Source organism: Pseudarthrobacter phenanthrenivorans (assembly GCF_036455295.1).
GTDB classification, from domain to species: domain Bacteria; phylum Actinomycetota; class Actinomycetes; order Actinomycetales; family Micrococcaceae; genus Arthrobacter; species Arthrobacter phenanthrenivorans_C.
Genome location: NZ_JAYXNX010000003.1, coordinates 126,436 through 142,708, shown reverse-complemented (window position 1 = coordinate 142,708; position 16,273 = coordinate 126,436). Strand labels below are relative to the sequence as shown.

General features: G+C 64.9%; 16 protein-coding genes. 4 read left to right on the top strand and 12 right to left on the bottom strand.

The window, feature by feature from the left end; genetic code table 11:
* Positions 1-11: 11 nt before the first annotated feature.
* Complete coding sequence (locus tag VXJ37_RS04870) at positions 12-1,046, bottom strand: LacI family DNA-binding transcriptional regulator (protein WP_331321942.1); 1,035 nt, start codon at positions 1,044-1,046, stop codon at positions 12-14.
* Between the two features lie 234 nt (positions 1,047-1,280).
* On the opposite strand from VXJ37_RS04870, the gene VXJ37_RS04865 reads away from it, so the two are divergent.
* From VXJ37_RS04865 to VXJ37_RS04850, 4 genes are all read left to right on the top strand, one after another.
* A complete protein-coding gene (locus VXJ37_RS04865; RefSeq protein WP_331321941.1) occupies positions 1,281-2,633 on the top strand; it encodes an NAD(P)H-dependent oxidoreductase in 1,353 nt (450 codons plus the stop codon).
* Positions 2,634-2,678: 45 nt separating this feature from the next.
* Positions 2,679-3,713 carry a DctP family TRAP transporter solute-binding subunit gene (locus tag VXJ37_RS04860; protein ID WP_331321940.1) on the top strand — a complete coding sequence of 345 codons (1,035 nt, stop codon included), beginning with the start codon at positions 2,679-2,681 and terminating at the stop codon, positions 3,711-3,713.
* Between the two features lie 76 nt (positions 3,714-3,789).
* Positions 3,790-5,709, top strand: a complete 1,920-nt coding sequence (locus VXJ37_RS04855) for a TRAP transporter large permease (RefSeq protein ID WP_331321939.1) — start codon at positions 3,790-3,792, stop codon at positions 5,707-5,709.
* 5 nt (positions 5,710-5,714) lie between these two features.
* Positions 5,715-6,623: an NAD(P)-dependent oxidoreductase gene (locus tag VXJ37_RS04850; protein ID WP_331321938.1), complete on the top strand. Its 909-nt coding sequence runs from the start codon at positions 5,715-5,717 to the stop codon at positions 6,621-6,623.
* A 288-nt stretch (positions 6,624-6,911) separates the two neighbouring features.
* Here VXJ37_RS04850 and VXJ37_RS04845 read toward each other — a convergent pair whose 3' ends face one another.
* The 11 genes from VXJ37_RS04845 to VXJ37_RS04795 form a co-directional block, all read right to left on the bottom strand.
* On the bottom strand, positions 6,912-7,391 hold the full coding sequence (locus tag VXJ37_RS04845; protein WP_331321937.1) for a nucleoside deaminase: 480 nt from the start codon (positions 7,389-7,391) through the stop codon (positions 6,912-6,914).
* Between the two features lie 37 nt (positions 7,392-7,428).
* Positions 7,429-7,719 carry a hypothetical protein gene (locus VXJ37_RS04840; RefSeq protein ID WP_331321936.1) on the bottom strand — a complete coding sequence of 97 codons (291 nt, stop codon included), beginning with the start codon at positions 7,717-7,719 and terminating at the stop codon, positions 7,429-7,431.
* Between the two features lie 100 nt (positions 7,720-7,819).
* On the bottom strand, positions 7,820-8,296 hold the full coding sequence (locus tag VXJ37_RS04835; protein ID WP_331321935.1) for an SRPBCC family protein: 477 nt from the start codon (positions 8,294-8,296) through the stop codon (positions 7,820-7,822).
* Between the two features lie 20 nt (positions 8,297-8,316).
* Positions 8,317-9,054, bottom strand: coding sequence for a mycothiol-dependent nitroreductase Rv2466c family protein (locus VXJ37_RS04830; RefSeq protein WP_331321934.1), 738 nt, complete (start codon positions 9,052-9,054; stop codon positions 8,317-8,319).
* Positions 9,055-9,217: 163 nt separating this feature from the next.
* A complete protein-coding gene (locus VXJ37_RS04825; protein ID WP_331321933.1) occupies positions 9,218-10,066 on the bottom strand; it encodes a class I SAM-dependent methyltransferase in 849 nt (282 codons plus the stop codon).
* 94 nt (positions 10,067-10,160) lie between these two features.
* Positions 10,161-10,481: a putative quinol monooxygenase gene (locus tag VXJ37_RS04820; protein WP_331321932.1), complete on the bottom strand. Its 321-nt coding sequence runs from the start codon at positions 10,479-10,481 to the stop codon at positions 10,161-10,163.
* Between the two features lie 67 nt (positions 10,482-10,548).
* On the bottom strand, positions 10,549-11,721 hold the full coding sequence (locus VXJ37_RS04815; RefSeq protein WP_331321931.1) for a Gfo/Idh/MocA family protein: 1,173 nt from the start codon (positions 11,719-11,721) through the stop codon (positions 10,549-10,551).
* A 63-nt stretch (positions 11,722-11,784) separates the two neighbouring features.
* Positions 11,785-12,606, bottom strand: coding sequence for a sugar phosphate isomerase/epimerase family protein (locus VXJ37_RS04810; RefSeq protein ID WP_331321930.1), 822 nt, complete (start codon positions 12,604-12,606; stop codon positions 11,785-11,787).
* Complete coding sequence (locus VXJ37_RS04805) at positions 12,603-13,757, bottom strand: Gfo/Idh/MocA family protein (protein WP_331321929.1); 1,155 nt, start codon at positions 13,755-13,757, stop codon at positions 12,603-12,605. Before VXJ37_RS04805 ends, VXJ37_RS04810 begins: the two co-directional genes overlap by 4 nt.
* Positions 13,758-13,762: 5 nt before the next feature.
* Complete coding sequence (locus tag VXJ37_RS04800; protein ID WP_331321928.1) at positions 13,763-14,749, bottom strand: ABC transporter permease; 987 nt, start codon at positions 14,747-14,749, stop codon at positions 13,763-13,765.
* A 2-nt stretch (positions 14,750-14,751) separates the two neighbouring features.
* Positions 14,752-16,260 (bottom strand): sugar ABC transporter ATP-binding protein, encoded by a 1,509-nt coding sequence (locus VXJ37_RS04795; RefSeq protein WP_331321927.1) that lies wholly within the window; start codon positions 16,258-16,260, stop codon positions 14,752-14,754.
* Between the last annotated feature and the right edge of the window lie 13 nt (positions 16,261-16,273).

The window sequence follows — 16,273 nt, the reverse complement described above, 5'->3', positions numbered from 1 at the left end:
GTGGGTATTCCTTATCTGGTTGGAGTGAGCACGACTGGTGAGCAGCTGTTGCGCGGAACAAAGTCCGCTTTGACCTCGATGGTCCGCTGACCGTCGGGCAACTTGCCCTGCATCCGCCCCAGCACCAGCTCCAGCGAGTGCAGCGCAAGCATGGCGATGGGCTGGCGGATAATGCTGAGCGGAGGGCTTGTCAGTTCGGTCCAGGGACTGTCGTCAAAGACAATGACGGACAGGTCGTTGGGGATGCGGGTACCCGTCTGGACCAGGCGTCGGACGGCGCTCTGGACCTGGGCCGTGTTGGCCACGATGATCCCGGTGGGGCGATCCGGCAGCGCCAGCAGGGATCCGACGGCATCGCCGCCGCCGTCACCCCGGAACGGCACATCCCGGATCAGCTGCGGGTCCACCGTGACGGAGCAGATGTCATGGGCGGCCTGGTACCCCTTGATCCTTGACCTGCCCGTGGAAGTACTGACAGGCCCGGTAATCAGCCCGATCCTGGTATGCCCCAGGCCGAGCATGTATTCCGTGGCGCGGCGGGCCGAATCCACGTTTTCGATGCTCACAACGTCAACATCCGCCAGCTCCGGGATGGTGCGGTCAACGAAGACAACGTTGACGCCAAGGGACTGCAGGCGCGCCCACTTTTCAACGTTCGCCCCGGTAGGCGTGGCGATGACGCCGCCGACGGACCGGTCAAGGAGCGTGTCCAGGGAGTCCGCCTCCAGGTGCGGGTCTTCCTGCGTGGTCATGACTACCACCTGCACTCCGTGGCTGCGCGCCTCCCAGACAATCCGGTCAGCCAGCTGGGCGAAGAAAGGGTTGGCCAGGTCGGCAACCACCAGCCCGACGGTCGGGGCGTGGCCCACGCTCAATTCCCGCGCGGCGGCACGAGGGCGATAACCGAGATCCTCGATGACGCGGAGCACCATGTCCCGCTTGGCCGGTGCAACCGGGCCAGACTCAGGATTAAGCACCCGGGACACCACGGAAACGGACACGCCTGCCGCCGACGCGACATCGCGGATTGTTGGAGCCTTCTTCACTTCTCCTCCTCATTGAAGGTTCTACCGATCGCCGGCATCAATAGTTTCGCCGTCATGAAAGGCGTCCAAAAGCGCGTTTCCGTTGTGATCGTTGACACAGCCTAGCACCCGCTGGTACAAAAGTGGAACCGGTTCCACTCCGGCCCTCGAATTCACATCCCGCGACAAAGAAGTTGCCCACCCGTGCGGTGCAGGTGCTTCCCGGACGCGGAAACGCCAATCAGAGAGATCCCCATGAACCTTTACAAGCTCCTCAGCGACCGCGAGCAGCAGGGACGTCCCATCCGGGTGGGACTCATCGGAGCCGGCAGGTACGGCACCATGTACCTCGCCCAGGCCAACAACATCCCCGGGATCCACGTGGTGGCCATCGCCGATGTCAACGTCAAGCGCGCCGAAGGAGCCTTCGAGCTTGTCGGCTGGCCCAAGAACCAGATCGCGCCGGACATCGCCACCGCCCTCCGCGACCGCAGCACAGCGATCATTGCGAACGCCGACGAGCTGTTCGACGTCGACATCGACGTCATCGTCGAAGCGACCGGCAACCCGATCGTGGGGGTAAAGCACGCGCTGCGGGCCATCGACACCAGGAAACACATCATCATGGTGACCGTTGAAGCCGACGCCTTGGCGGGGCCGGCACTGGCCCGCCGCGCGGAGGCCGCCGGCGTGGTCTACTCCATGGCCTACGGTGACCAGCCGGCCCTGATCATGGAACTCGTGGACTGGGCACGGACCAGCGGATTCGACGTCGTCTGCGCCGGCAAGGGCGCCAAGTACCTTGAGCACTACCACGAGATGAACCCGGACAACGTCTGGGAAAACTGGGAGTTCTCGAGGGAACTTACCGACTCCGGCCAGCTGAACCCGTACATGCACACCTCGTTCCGGGACGGCACCAAGGCATCCATCGAGATGGCCGCCGTCGCCAACGGTGCCGGGCTGGTCCCGTCCGATAACGGGCTGAGCTTCACGCCCGGCGACGTCGAGCAGATCGCCACGGTCTGCCGGCCCAGCGATGTGGGCGGTGCCCTCGCCCACGAAGGCAGCGTCGACGTCATGTCCAGCGTCAACCGCGACGGCAGCTGGATCAGCCACAACACGCAGGAAGGCGTCTTCGTGGTGGTCAAGGCGACGAACGGATATGTCTCCGGCTGCTTCACCGAATACCCCTGGCACCCGGATCCGACCGGCCAGTATGCCGCGCTGTACCGCCCTTACCACTACGTCGGCCTGGAACTCAACGTCTCCATCGCCAACGCCGCCCTCCGCGGTATTGCCACCGGCTCGCCCGTGGGCTTCTTCGGCGATGTGGTGGCCACGGCCAAGAAGGACCTCAAAGCCGGCGAATTCCTCGACGGCGAAGGCGGCTACACGGTCTGGGGCAAGCTCGTGTCCGCCCGGCACTCGGTGGAAACCGGGGCACTGCCGGTGGCGCTGGCCCACCACGTGGAGCTGCGCAATGACATCGCCAAGGGCGCAACCGTGGGCTGGGACGACGTCATCATGGACGACTCCCTGGCCCAGGCCCTGGAACTGCGCCGGGAAACCGAAGCGCTCGTCACGGAATCCGCCCTCACCGCCTGACCGGCACCCCTTGAATTGACTCCTTCCAACGAAGAAAGGCTTCACATGAAATCGAAACTCCGTGCTTTCACCGGAGCACTGGCCTGCACTCTCGCCGCCTCGCTCCTGGCCGGCTGCGCCTCCGGGGCTGCCGGCGGGACCGGCGGCGCAGCCCCGGCGAAGATCCAGCTGTCCATCCCGGACCCGATCGACTCGTCTGTCGGCGTTTCGGCCCAGCACTTTGCCGACCAGGTCAAGAAGACCTCCAATGGGTCCGTCCAGGTCACCGTAGTTCCCAACGGGACAAGCTTCAGCGGCGACCAGAACGCGGCCGTGACCCGCCTCCAGGGAGGATCCCTGGACGCCCTGATCCTGTCAACGTCGGTGTACGCCTCCGTGGTGCCGGAGATGAACGGCATCAGCATCCCGTACCTGTTCAAGGACACCACGCAGGAGGCGGCTTTCCTCAACGGCAAGCCAGGCCAGGTCCTGAAGGACAAGCTGGCCCAGAAGGACACCGTGGCGCTGAGTTTCATGACCAGGACGGGACGGGTGATCACCAACTCGGTGCGTCCCATCCAGCAGCCGTCGGACCTGAAGGGCATGAAGATCCGCGTTCCGGGCAACCCACTGTGGACGGACTACTTCGGATCGCTCGGGGCGAGCCCCACCACCATGGCGTTCTCCGAGGTCTTCACCGGGCTGCAGACCGGGACCATCAACGGGCAGGAAAACCCGATCGAGGTGCCCTGGACCAACAAGTTCTCCGAGGTGCAGAAGTACGTGTCCCTGACCAACCACATCAATGACGCGTGGGTCCTGGCGCTGTCCTCGAAGAAGTGGAGCACGCTCTCGGAAGACCAGAAGAAGGCCCTCACCGATGCCTCGGCCGAGACGGCCACGTTCAAGACCGGCTACGACGAGGAGCAGTCCAAGAAGCAGCTGGACGACCTGAAGGCCAAGGGAATGCAGGCCAACGAGCTCAGCGCCTCCGCCATCGAGGAATTCAAGACCGCCTCGAAGTCCCTGTACCCCAAGTTCTCCGATCTGATCGGCAAGGATTTCTTCGACCAGGCGATCGCCTTCACTGCCTCCAACTAACCGCAAGGGTGCCGGGGCGTACGGCCCCGGCACCCGTGCACCACATCCGCTCTCAACGTCGACAGTCTGGAAGAACATGAAACGCACCCTCCCTCCCGAGGAACTTGAAGAGGTCCTCCCCCCTGACGCGGAAGAGATCCTGCACCACGGTCACGTCCCGCCTCGCTGGAGCGGTGCCGTATGGTTCGACAAGGTCCTCGAAGGCACTGTTGGGGCGGCGATCATTGCCGAGCTCCTGGTCATCCTGTTGAACATCATGGTCCGGCTGTTCACCGGCGATTCCGTGCTGTGGACGCAGGAGGTGTCGGAGATCGCGCTCTTGACCATTGCCTTCATCGGCGGGGCGATCGCCTACCCCAAGGGTGCGCACATGTCCGTCCAGGCCCTCATCATGCGGCTGCCGGCCACCTGGAAGCCCTACCTTGCGGCGCTTGTCGACTGCCTGGTCTTCGTCATGAGCGCGGGATCGTTTGCCCTCTATGTCCCCACCCTGGTGCAGCAGATCGAGGAGAAGACCCCGATCCTCCAGTTGCCGGTTTTCTGGGTGTCCCTTCCCTTCTCGGCCGGGATGCTCCTGATCGCATGGTTCGCGCTGGTCAAGCTGAAGCGGCAAGAGCGGCGGCCCGTGCTCGTCGCGGCCGGCATCACTGCGGCACTCATTGCCCTGGTGGTCCTCAGCCCGCCGCTGTTCTATTACGCGTCCCCCAACCTCCTCCTCGGCGTCGTCCTTGCCGTGCTGTTCATCCTGCTGTTCCTGGGCCTTCCCATCGCCTTCGTCCTGGCCCTGGCCTCCGGAATCTACCTCTACCTCGGCGGCATCTCCGACGTCAGCGCCATCCCCATCGGCATGGCCTCCGGCGCCAAAGGCTTCGTCCTCCTCGCCATCCCGTTCTTCATCCTCGCCGGGACGGTCATGAACTCCGCCGGGCTCACGCTCCCCCTGGCCAAACTCGTTGACGCACTCATCGGGCACCTGCGCGGCGGCCTGCTTCAGGTGGTGGTGGTCACGATGTACATCTTCTCCGGCATCTCCGGCTCCAAGGTGGCCGACGTTGCCGCGGTCGGCACCACCATGCGGAACATGCTCGAAGAACGCAAATACCCCCGCGGCGAAGTGGTCGCTGTCCTGTCGGCGTCAGCCATCATGGGCGAAACCATCCCGCCGAGCATCGTCCTGCTGGTCCTGGGATCCATCACCACTATCTCCACCACCACCCTGTTCCTGGCGGGATTCCTGCCGGCGGCCTTCCTTGCACTGGTAGTGATGGCGCTCGTGTTCGTCCGGGCCCGCAAACAGGGCGGCGTCGCCGGCTCCAAGGCAACGTGGCGGACCCGCGGATCAGCCACCTTCTTCGCGATTCCCACGCTGCTGCTTCCGGTGGGCATGGTCGCCGGGATCCTCAGCGGGTTCGCGACCCCCACCGAGGTGTCCTCCGTCGCCGTCGCGTACGCCTTCATCCTGGCCGCCGCCTACCGCCGCGGCAGCAAACGGCTGCTGGGTGACACGCTCCGGGAAACCACCACCACGGCGGGCATGGTGCTGTTCATCATCGCCGCCGCCTCTCCCCTGGCGCAGACCCTGGCCCTTGCCGGCGTCTCCCAGCAGATCCATGACCTGATGTCCAGTCTGGGTGATTCTCCGGTCCTCTTCATGCTCTTCACGGTGGTGCTGCTCGTCATCATGGGCCAGCTGCTTGAGGGCCTCCCCGCAGTCCTGATCTTCGCGCCCCTGCTGCTCCCGATCGCCACCAGCTTCGGCGTCAACCCGGTGCAGTACGCCATGGTGCTGATCATCTCGATGGGCATCGGCTCCTTCGCGCCACCGGCCGGCGTTGGCTTCTACGTGGCCTGCGCCACCGGACACGAAACCGTCGAGAAGAGCCTCAAGCACTTCTGGCCCTACCTCATCGCCGTGTTCGCCGGACTGCTCGTCCTCGCGGCCGTGCCCTGGTTCAGCACATTCCTCCCCGCCCTCGCCGGCCTCATCCCCTTCTAGAGAACATGACCACATTGACAGTTGAGCAACAGCAGCCGCCCGCCATCCACGGGTCCGTGGCCCTCCTGGGCACCGGACCGATGGGGGCGCCCATCGCACGGAACATCCTGGCAGGCGGCGTCCCGCTGGCGCTGTGGAACCGGACAGCGGACAAGGCCCGGGCCATCGCGGGGGGCAGCGTTGCGCCCTCCCCTGCCGGCGCGGCCCGGGACATCGTCCTGACGGTGCTGCCGGACCTGCCACAGGTCGAGGCCCTGCTGGAGGGCGACGACGGGCTGCTGGCGGGGTGGCAGCGCGCCGGTACCGAGCAACCCATCCTCGTGATCCACGGGACGGTCTCGCCAGTGGCCGTTGCGGCGTTCGGTGAGGAGTGCCGGCGGAACTGGGGGGTGACGGTGGTTGATGCGCCGCTGAGCGGCGGAACCATCGGCGCCGAAGAGGGCCGGCTCAGCATCATGGCCGGCGGTCCGCGGGAGGCGTTCGAACGCTGCGCACCGCTGTTCGGGCTGTACGGCGCCAAAGTGGCGTGGTTCGGGGAGACGGGGGCCGGATCAACCGTCAAGGCCTGCAACCAGATCGTGGTCGCCGCCACGGTGACGGCGCTGGCCGAGGCCATGGCCCTGGCTGCGGCGTCGGGCCTGGACCTGGCGGACGTGCAGTCCGTCCTGGCCGGCGGCCTGGCCAACTCGGAGGTGCTGGCCCAGAAGGGCCGGCGCTTCATCGACCAGGATTTCGACGGCGGCGGCTCGGCGAAGAACCAGCTGAAGGACCTCAATTTCATCGCCGAGACTGCTGCGAGTTCGGGATTGAAGCTCCCCTTGGCCGGCTGCCTGCGGGGTGCTTTTGAGACGATGATCGCGGCAGGCGACGGCGGCCTGGACCACACCGGGATCTACCGGACCATCAGGGGTTAGTCCCGGCTTGAGCGGAGCCGCCGGGGCACGCGTCGCCGCGCCTGGCGGAGCAGTCGCAGTATGAGGGACGAATGACTCTAGCTACGGACTTCTGGCCGCGTTGGACTCCACCCGGGGACCCTACACAGGATCGAGGATTCCATGGCCAGGTGGCTAGTCACAGGCGCCGTATCAGTGGGCGCCGGAACGTACTTTGGCCTGAGGGCGATACCGCGGAAACTGCCAGTCCATCGCCTCATCTGGAAGGACTACTACCGGAACCGCTGAGCTCGCCGACAGCGGCCAACGCTATTCGGCGATGTCCTCCGCCCACAGCTCCGGCTTGTCAACCTGGAACGCGGCCATCATGTCCACGCAGCGCTGGTCGTCCAGGACCACCACCTCAACCCCGCGTGACCGCAAAAGCTCCAACTCGCCGTCGAACGTCCTGCCCTCCCCCACCACCACGCGGGGGATCTTGAACTGGATGATGGTTCCGGCGCACATGGCACACGGGGCCAGGGTGGTGTAGAGCGTGGTGTCCCGGTAACTCTTCTGCCGGCCGGCGGCGCGGAGCGCGGACATCTCCCCGTGCGCGATCGGATCGGCGTTCTGGACGCGTTCGTTGTGGCCGCTGGCAACGACCACGCCGCCCCGAGCCAACGCCGCCCCGATGGGAATGCCGCCTTCGGCCAGGCTCTTCTGCGCCGCCTGATAGGCGGCGTTGAATGCGGAAAGGTCGGCGCTGTCCACTTCCGGCGCCGTGGATGAAGGCTGCTCAGGGGTCATGGCGCCATTGTTGCACGCAGTAATGCCCCACGGCGGCTCAATCCTTGAGACTGCTGGCCGTGACCTCGAATTCCTCGACAGAGACGATCTGGGTCCTGTCCGCCTGGCTGCTCTCCTCGCGGATCCTGCTGGCTGCCTGGCGGCTGGCCAGCATCGATTCCTCCGTGTCCCAGAGCGTGATGGACAGGGCGTTGTCCATCCCCTTCCCGTTCAGGTAGTAGACGCCTTTACATCCCGGGAGCTGGAGCACGCTGTTTACTACGTCATCGGTGGGGTTATCCCTGCGGGTATCGGGTCCGGTCTTGTAGGTGCTGATTCTGGCGAACATGATCCTTCTCCCTCAGGGCGTAGACGGGGCGGCCGGATGCCGCTCCTCCCATCAGTAATGGCCCTCCAGGCAGACGGAAACTAGGGTCAAAAGTCAGGCCCTATTTGAGGGACTCGGCGATCCGTTTGATCGCGGCGAGCGTTTTCGGGATGCCGTCCAGGGCCTGCTGGGTGCGCTCGGCGATTTGGGCGTCTGCCTCATCGCCGTATTTCTCCCTGAACATCGCGATCCCTTCCGGCAGGAATTCCCACGACTCGGTTAGCGTCGTCCCGTTATCTGCCGGCGTCAGGGTGAAACCCCAACGGACAAAGCGGCCACCCACCACCCAGGCGAACTCGCGGCCGCGCTCGGCGGCCACCACCTGCGACCGGGTCTCCCACGTCCGCCCCGGGATCTCGTTGCGGCCGGTGAACCAGGCTCCGGGCTGGCCGGCGGTGGCCTCGTCGTCCCACCAGCACGACGTGCAGACCGGGCTCCATTCGCCGGTGCGGGTGATGTCGGAGACCAGGTCGTAGAGCGTCTCGGCTGTGACCTGGACCGTGACGGATTCCTGGTGTTGGCGGGTGTTTGTCTTCATCGATCCATCCTCTACTGACGTCATTTCTTCTGCCGCCGGCTGCCGCCGTGCCAGTCCTCCTGCTGACCGACCGTATCGGCGTCGACGCCGAAGGCAGCAAGCTGCGGCTGCTCGCGCAGGCTCCGCTTGAGTTCGGCAAAACCGGGGAAGCGTGCCAGCCCCACGACGTGGTCCCACAGCTCGGCGGCCGAATCGTCGTCCGAGAGCCGGCTGATCACCGGACCGAAGAAGGCGACCCCGGCCGGCGGTTCGAAGTGGATGATGGGCGTGCCCACGTCCTTGCCTGTCAGCGCCAGTGCCTCATCTGTCTCCTGGCGGATCTCGCTGTCCCAGGACTCGTCGTCGAGGGCGTCCGCCAGTGCCAGGGGCAAGCCTGCCTGGGCGAGGATTGGCTCCACGAACTCACGTGTCCCGCGCCGCTCGCGGATTTCGCCCTCGGTGCGCTGTTCGGCCGGGTCCGGCGCGGTGTCGAAGATGTGGGAGCCGAACGCCTCATACAGCCGGGCCATCGACTCGCGGCCATGCTCCGCTCGCGCCCGGGCGGCCACCCGCAGAAGCCGGAGCCCGGCAGTGTGCCCGGCCTCGTACTCCGGCGGGAAATGCGCGTCGTAGTCCACGTTCGAGTTGATCAGGCGCAACGAGATGAACCGCCAGTCCACTGTGTAGTCGCGCTGCGCCTGCACCTGCCGCACCCATTTGCTGGTCATCCAGGCGAAGGGGCAGACGGGATCAAAGTAGAAGTTGATGTCGGCATCCATTCGACCACCCTTGCACCTGGTAACGACTTACGTCTATTCAACAAGCCCGGCGCCAAGTGGCGCCCGCACCCCCCGCGAAGGAGCAGCGCCCGGTGGAACGACGACGGCGGGAGTACCTGCCGCCGTCGTCCTCCCTCAGTGTTGGCGAACGTCAGCCGCACCCCTAAGCGACGGTCTCTACGGCCTTCGTCAGCGTGAAGATCCCGTAGTGCATCGCACCGGTGCGGTAGGCGAGGATCAGGCGGGGAATGCTCAGAATGGCGCCGCGGTTGTGTGCACCAAGGGCGAGGCGGCGTGCCCCGCGGTCGGTAAGTAGCGCCTTCACAAGCCGGCCGGCGCAGATCATCCAGGTCCGGGCAACGCTGCTGCTGACATCCTCATAGCCGGTGACCGCAAAGCCCGCCGCCTTTGCCATCGCCTCATAGTCCTCGCGCGTGCCCATCGAAGGCAGGCGCCCCTCGCGGCAGATCGGTTCGAGCAGGTGGCGGACCTTCCACTGGCCGGCATTGGTCTCGGCGAGCCACGCACAGATAACGAAGCGGCCGCCGGGCACCAGCACCCGGTGCGCTTCGGCGAAGAACCTGGGCTTGTCCACCATGTGCTCGCTCGACTCGATCGCCCACGCGGCGTCGGCCGAGGCGCCCGGTAGCCCGTTCGTGAGCCAGTCGCGGACCCGGATGTCCACGTCCGGTAAGAAATGCGCGGCGGCGTAGTGGGCCTGCTCTGCGGAAAGGGTGAAGCCCGTGACGCTGACCCCTCGTGTCACCGCGAGCCGCCTCGCGGTGGAGCCGTAGCCGCAGCCGATGTCCACGCACAGCTGGCCGGGCATGAGGTTCAGCCGGTCGCCGACGGCATCGACCAGCGCCTCGACGGCTTCACTGGGTGTCTCGCGGCCCGTGGCCCAGAGTCCGTGGTGGACGTGGTCTCCCCACACCCGCCGATACATGGGATCGAGCTCGTCGTAGTGGTCCGCCACCGCCTCGGCGTTCTGGGAAATATCGGGGACGATCACGCGATGACCCTACAACGGCACTCCGCCGCGAAGGAAGGGGAAGGACGACGGCGGGACTCGCGTCCCGCCGTCGTCCTTCCTCACCCGGCAGGCATCAGATGAGAGGAGTGATGGGGTTTACGGAGAACGGTACGGCCAGCATTGGCTGCACCGCGTCCACGAATTCCTTTACGTGGTCTTCTTCGTTGTGGGCCTTCAGATCCTCATGGCTGGCCCACCCCTCAAAGAGGATGAACGTATCTGCCCTTTGATCGTCAGAGAAGACGGTGTATTCCAGGCATCCTGCGTCCTTTCGACTCGCAGACTGCAACCCCACGAGTGCTTCGTGGAGCGGTGCTTCGGACCCTGCTCTTGCGGTGAACACTGGCATGAGCCAGACCTGCGTTTCTTCGTGACTGACAGCATTGTGCGGCACTCTAACCTCCTCAGGATGTTCCTGCCCCTGCGGGAGAGGCGGCAGGAACACCGCCCCTCCCGCCCGGTCATGCGTTGATTTGCGGGACCTCGACCCAGGATTCTTTTGCCGCGGACTCGACGATCGCGTCGTCGATGAGGGCCACCTGGTAACCGTCGGCGAAATTGGGGCTTACGCTGCCGCCTTCTGCGATGGCCTTGAAGAAGTCGTAGGCCTCGATGATCTTCGTTTCCCCGTATCCGATGCCGAGGGCAGGGATGGGCCAGAGTCCCTCACCGTAAGGGTGTGCGGGTCCGGTGTAGACGGTGCGGAATCCGCGGCGGTCACCGGGATCGGACGCGAAGCAGACCTGCAGTTCATCGCGCCGCTCGTAGTTGAACACGATGCTTCCGTCGGTCCCGTGGATTTCGAAGGTGATGTAGTTGTTCCTTCCGTGGGCGTTGCGGGTTGCTTCCACGGAACCCACGGCACCGTTGGCAAAGCGGATCATGGTCATGACTTCGTCGTCCACGTCAACCGGCCCACGGGGGCCTTCTCCGCCACGTACGTTACCGAGCGCGTCCGCACCAGCGGTCTGCAGCGGCCGCTCGGGGATCCAGGTGGACATGAGGGCATTGACGGCGCTGAACTCGCCCACCAGGTACCTTGCCATGTCGATGACGTGCGTTGCGATGTCGCCGAGGGCGCCGGAACCTGCAATGGATTTCTGGAAGCGCCAGGACAGCGGGGAGTTAGGGTCGGCGCTCCAGTCCTGTAGGTAGGTGCCACGGAAGTTAAGGATCTGTCCGATTGCCCCTTCCTCAATGTATTTCTTTGCCAGGGCAACTGCGGGGGTGCGCCTGTAGTTGAAGGCCACCATGTGGACGATGTTCTTGTCCTTGACAGCGTCGTACATCGCTTTGGATTCTTCACCCGTACGCGCCAAGGGCTTCTCGCAGATGATGTGCTTGCCCGCTTCCGCGGCGGCGATGGCAATCTCGGCATGGAGGTGGTTGGGCGTGGCGATGTCGACGACGTGGATGTCCGGATCGTCAATGATGCTGCGCCAGTCCGCGGTGGAGTTCTCGAACCCGAAGCGGCGGGCCGCTTCGGCGGCGAGATCCGGGTTGGCTTCGGCGATGACTTTGCGGACCGGGAGCGCCGGTGCAGGCCAAAAGAACATGGGCATGGCGGCATAGGCCAGGGAGTGGGCCTTGCCCATGAAGCCGCCTCCGATGAGGCCGACGTTGAGGTTTTGCATGTGGATCGTGTTCCTTCCGGAAGGCAGGGCGTTGCCGTCTATGGCAGTCCCGGCGGTTGAAATTTAGTGGGAGAGGAGATTTTCGAGGTACTTCTTGCTGAGGGCTGCGGCTTCGCGGGGGTCGCCGTCGTAGTTGTCGAGCTCCACCATGAGCCAGCTGTCGTATCCGCTTTCCCGGATTGCGGCGATGATGTCGGGGAAGTCGAGCTCCCCCTGTCCCAGGGGCAGGAAATTGAAGGGGTCCTTCTGGAAGTCCTTGAGGTGGACGTGCTGGATCCGGTCGGCGTACTTCCGGATGACTGCGGCCGGGTCTGCTCCGCCGGCCGCAAGGTGGGCGGTGTCCGGGCAAAAGCCGATCCGGGTGAGCGGCATGAGCCTGTCCAGTTCCTCCGGGCTTTCGACGATGGTGCTCAGGTGCGGGTGGTAGCTTGCCGACAACCCGAAGCCTTCCGCGATGTCCGTGACACTGTCCAGCGCCTCGCCGAGCCGGAGGTAATCCGCGTCGGTGGTGCCGGCTGCGCGGCGTGCTCCGCCACCCACCACGAGCCGTTCCGCTCCAAAGGTGGCAGCCAGTTCGGCGGCACGATGGATCCGGTGCAGCTCGTCGGGAAGTATGTCCGCGTAGATGAAGTTCGCGCCGGTGTAGACGCTTGTCAGTTCCACGCCGGCAGTGGCCAGGATTTCCTTGAGTTCTTCAGGCTTCTCCGCGTATTCCGCGAGGTTGCCGTCAAACATTTCAACACCCTGGTAGCCCACTGATGCGATGTCCTGGACTGCGTCCTGCATAGAACCGTGGGTGAGGTAGAAGAGGTCCTTCACGCTCGTCACGCCTTGGGGGTGGCCCACCACGCCGCCCCAGGTGATGGAACAGTAACCAAGTTTCATTGCTTCTGCCTTTCAGCTGCGGGGGAAGACTGGAGTAATTCGAGTGAGGCTTCAGTGCGGGGAACGTCAACCCATGACTGTTGTGCAGCGGAGGTGACCACTGCATCGGTAAGGAGGGCTGCGCGCAGGCCGTCCCGGAACGTGGGCAGGCCTTCCGGTGTTTGCCCGTGAACAGCTGCATATACGTCCGCGACGAACGAGTTGAAGCTGTCCTGGTATCCCTGGGGGTGGCCCGGTGGGAGTTTGGAGTACCGCCGGCCGCCTGGGGTGGTCAGCGTTTGCGGGCCAACGGCGATTTCCGAGCTGGACCCGAGGCCTCCCACGTGCAAGGTGTCCGGCCGCTCCTGGTTGAAGGAGAATGACGCTTCGGTTCCGTCAAAGGAGAACCACAGGCGGTTCTTGCGGCCCGGACTGACCTGGCTGACCACCAGGGATCCGGTGGCACCCTTGTCCGTCTCGAACAGGAGCGTGGCCCCGTCCTCGGTGGCAACGGAGGACAGCTGTCCGCCGGTTTCCCGTTCGTCGTAGGCCCGGCTGGTCTTTGCCACAAGCCTGGTGATTCTGTGTCCGGTGGTGAACTCCATCAGGTCGCACCAGTGCACGCCGATGTCACCGAAGGCCCTGGAGGCTCCCCCGAGCTTTGAATCGACCCGCCAGTTGGTGGCTTCGGCGCCCACCAGCCAATCCTGCAGGTAGGACCCGTGCAGCAGCCAGAGGCGGCCGGCGTCGCCGCGGAGGATACGGTCGCGGGCTTCGCGGACGGCCGGATAGAACCGGTACACGAACGGCACGCCGGTGACCACACCTGCCTGCTCGGCGAGCTCGGCCAGTTCCCGGGCGTCCTCCACGCTGGTGGCCAGGGGCTTCTCGCACACCACCGGTTTCCCTGCGGCGATGGCTTTGCGTGCCAGGTCGGCGTGGGTCGCGTTCGGCGTGCAGATGTGGATGACGTCCACGTCGGCGCTTGAGATCAGTGCTTCAGGGGATTCGGCGGCGGTGCGGGCGCCGAGCACGGAGGCTGCTGCTTCGGCTGACGCCTGGCTGCTCCCGGCGACTGCGGTGACTACCCCGCCTGCTGCGCGTACAGCGTGGGCGTGGACAGAGCCCATAAATCCTGTTCCGATAATTCCTGCGCGAAGTTGGGAGGCCATGGCGGCTACTTCTTTCGGGCCAGGGCGACGGCCAGGATGATGATTGCGCCGCGGACCACCTGCTGCTGGCTGCTGTCGAGTCCGGCCAGGATCAGCCCGTTGTTGATCAGGCCGATCAGCAGGGCACCGAAGAGGGTGCCGATGATGGAGCCGAATCCGCCGAAGAGGCTGGTTCCACCCAGGATGACGGCAGCGATGGCGGAAAGCTCATCTCCCGATCCCCACTGGAACCGGCCGGACTGCAGCCGGCCGGCGTAGAGCATGCCGGCAACGCTTGCCACCATGCCCGAGATCAGCAGTACCTGGAACTTAATGCGCTTGGTATTGATACCGGTGAACTCTGCGGCGTTGCGGTTGCCTCCGGTGGCCAGGACCTGGCGTCCGAACCTGGTGCGGTTCAGCACCACGGCGCCAAGGGCGACGAAGATGGCGCTCCAGACCACAAGCCCCGGAACTGGACCGAAGTTGCCGGATCCAAACAGCGTGTTGAAGGTGTCATTCAGGATCGGCTGGGGCGCTGACGCCGTGATCCACTGGGCAACGCCGACGGCGATTCCCAGCATGCCGAGGGTCACCAGGAACGACGGGATGCCGAGGAGGCTGACGAGGGCACCGTTGATCGATCCGACGACGAGCCCGACGGCGAGGCCGGCAAGGATGCCGGGGACCAGGCCCCACTGCGACAGCGCCATCGCAGTGCACACACTGGAGAGGCCGGCCACGGATCCGACGCTGAGGTCGATCTCGGCGCAGGCGATCACGTATGTCATGCCGACGGCGATGACGGTGATCGTGGCCGTCTGCCGGAAGATGTTCAGCAGGTTGTTCGGCGACAGGAAGCCCTGGTCGCGGAGCAGAACGGCGAAGAAGAGGAAGACCACGACGAAGCCGATGTAGATGACGTAGCGCCGCCAGTCGAGGTCTTTGAGGATGGTGCCGAAATTCTTGGGGGCCGCGGTGTCCCGGGCCGCCATGGTGTTTACTTTGCTCACTTTCAGACTCCCTGGACTGCAAGTTGGAGATATTCCTCGTCAGCGATCTCGCTGCGGGGGATGTCACGGATGACGGAGCCGTCCTTGAGGACGAGGACGCGGTCGCTGACCGCGAGTAGTTCCGGGTACTCGGAGGAGATGACGATGACGCCCTTGCCGGCACTGGCAAGCTCCCGGATCATGTCGAGAATTTCGCTTTTGGTGCCGATGTCCACCCCGGCTGTTGGCTCGTCAAGGATCAGGATGTCCGGATCCGTGCCCAGCCACTTGGCGATGACCACTTTCTGCTGGTTGCCGCCCGAGAGAAGCCGCACCGGCCGGTGGGGATCTGCCACCTTCACGGCGAACCTCTTAATCAGTGACGAGGACAATTCCTTCCCCTTCGCACCGTCCAGGAGGGGTCCCCGCTGGATCTGGCCGAGGAGGGGAAGCAGCAGGTTGTCCTGGACGGAGTGCTCCAGGACAAGGCCTTGGGCCCTGCGGTCCTCCGGGATGAGGGCCACTCCCGCGTTGATGGCCTGCTGGGGCGAGCCCAGGTTGACCTTCTTGCCCCGCAGGAGAATTTCGCCGCTGTCCAGCTTGTCAATGCCAAACAGGGCACGGGCGAGCTCGGTCCGCCCGCTGCCCATCAGCCCTGCGAGGCCGAGGATTTCACCGGGCCGGAGCGCGAACGAAACATCCCGGACCCGTTGCCCCGCATTCAGCCCGCGGACTTCCAGCAGCGGTGCCCCGTCGTGGGCCGCATGATCACGCGCACGGTAGGAGAGCTGGCCCTCGATCTTCTTGCCAACAATGCCTTCCACGATCTGTTCGGGCGTGACATCCGTCAGTGGCGCGGTGAGGAGGTGGCGGCCGTCGCGGAGGATGGTGATCCGGTCCGCCAGCCGGTACACCTCATCCATGCGGTGGGAAATGTAGATGATGGAGATGCCCCGCTGCTTGAGGCGGTCAATGAGTTCGAAGAGCGCTTCGGACTCATGCCGGGCGAGGCTGGCCGTGGGCTCATCCATGATGAGCACCTGGGCATTCTGTGCGAGTGCCTTGGCGATCTCGGTCAGCTGCCAGTAAGCGGTGCCGAGCCGTGCGACTCCGGCGCGCGGGTCGACGTCGACCTCCATCTCACTGAAGACTTCCCTGGCCCGGCGCACCGAGGCACGGTCGTCGATGAGCCCGCCGGTACCGAGCGGTTCGGCGGCGAGGAAAATGTTCTGTGCAACGGTCAGGCTCGGTACCAGGCTGAACTCTTGGAAGACCATGCCGATCCCGGCGGCCTTCGCGTCCTGGATCGAGTCGATGGCGGTGGGCTTGCCCCCGATCAGAATCTCGCCGGCGTCCGCCTGGTAGACGCCCTGGAGGATCTTCATGAGCGTGGACTTCCCTGCGCCGTTTCCTCCTGCGAGCGCATGGACTTCACCCTTGCGGACGTCGAAACTGACATCCTTCAATACGGGAACGCCGTTGAAGCTCTTGGAAATCGAGCGCATTTCGACGACATTGTCTGCGGTATTCATCGTTGCCCTTTCG

Excerpts from the sequence above, each read along its gene's own strand:
- VXJ37_RS04865 (WP_331321941.1), top strand. The coding sequence starts at position 1,281 with ATGAACCTTTACAAGCTCCTCAGCGACCGCGAGCAGCAGGGACGTCCC.
- VXJ37_RS04860 (WP_331321940.1), top strand. The coding sequence starts at position 2,679 with ATGAAATCGAAACTCCGTGCTTTCACCGGAGCACTGGCCTGCACTCTC.
- VXJ37_RS04855 (WP_331321939.1), top strand. The coding sequence starts at position 3,790 with ATGAAACGCACCCTCCCTCCCGAGGAACTTGAAGAGGTCCTCCCCCCT.
- VXJ37_RS04850 (WP_331321938.1), top strand. The coding sequence starts at position 5,715 with ATGACCACATTGACAGTTGAGCAACAGCAGCCGCCCGCCATCCACGGG.
- VXJ37_RS04845 (WP_331321937.1), bottom strand. The coding sequence starts at position 7,391 with ATGACCCCTGAGCAGCCTTCATCCACGGCGCCGGAAGTGGACAGCGCC.
- VXJ37_RS04840 (WP_331321936.1), bottom strand. The coding sequence starts at position 7,719 with ATGTTCGCCAGAATCAGCACCTACAAGACCGGACCCGATACCCGCAGG.
- VXJ37_RS04835 (WP_331321935.1), bottom strand. The coding sequence starts at position 8,296 with ATGAAGACAAACACCCGCCAACACCAGGAATCCGTCACGGTCCAGGTC.
- VXJ37_RS04830 (WP_331321934.1), bottom strand. The coding sequence starts at position 9,054 with ATGGATGCCGACATCAACTTCTACTTTGATCCCGTCTGCCCCTTCGCC.
- VXJ37_RS04815 (WP_331321931.1), bottom strand. The coding sequence starts at position 11,721 with ATGCAAAACCTCAACGTCGGCCTCATCGGAGGCGGCTTCATGGGCAAG.
- VXJ37_RS04810 (WP_331321930.1), bottom strand. The coding sequence starts at position 12,606 with ATGAAACTTGGTTACTGTTCCATCACCTGGGGCGGCGTGGTGGGCCAC.
- VXJ37_RS04805 (WP_331321929.1), bottom strand. The coding sequence starts at position 13,757 with ATGGCCTCCCAACTTCGCGCAGGAATTATCGGAACAGGATTTATGGGC.
- VXJ37_RS04795 (WP_331321927.1), bottom strand. The coding sequence starts at position 16,260 with ATGAATACCGCAGACAATGTCGTCGAAATGCGCTCGATTTCCAAGAGC.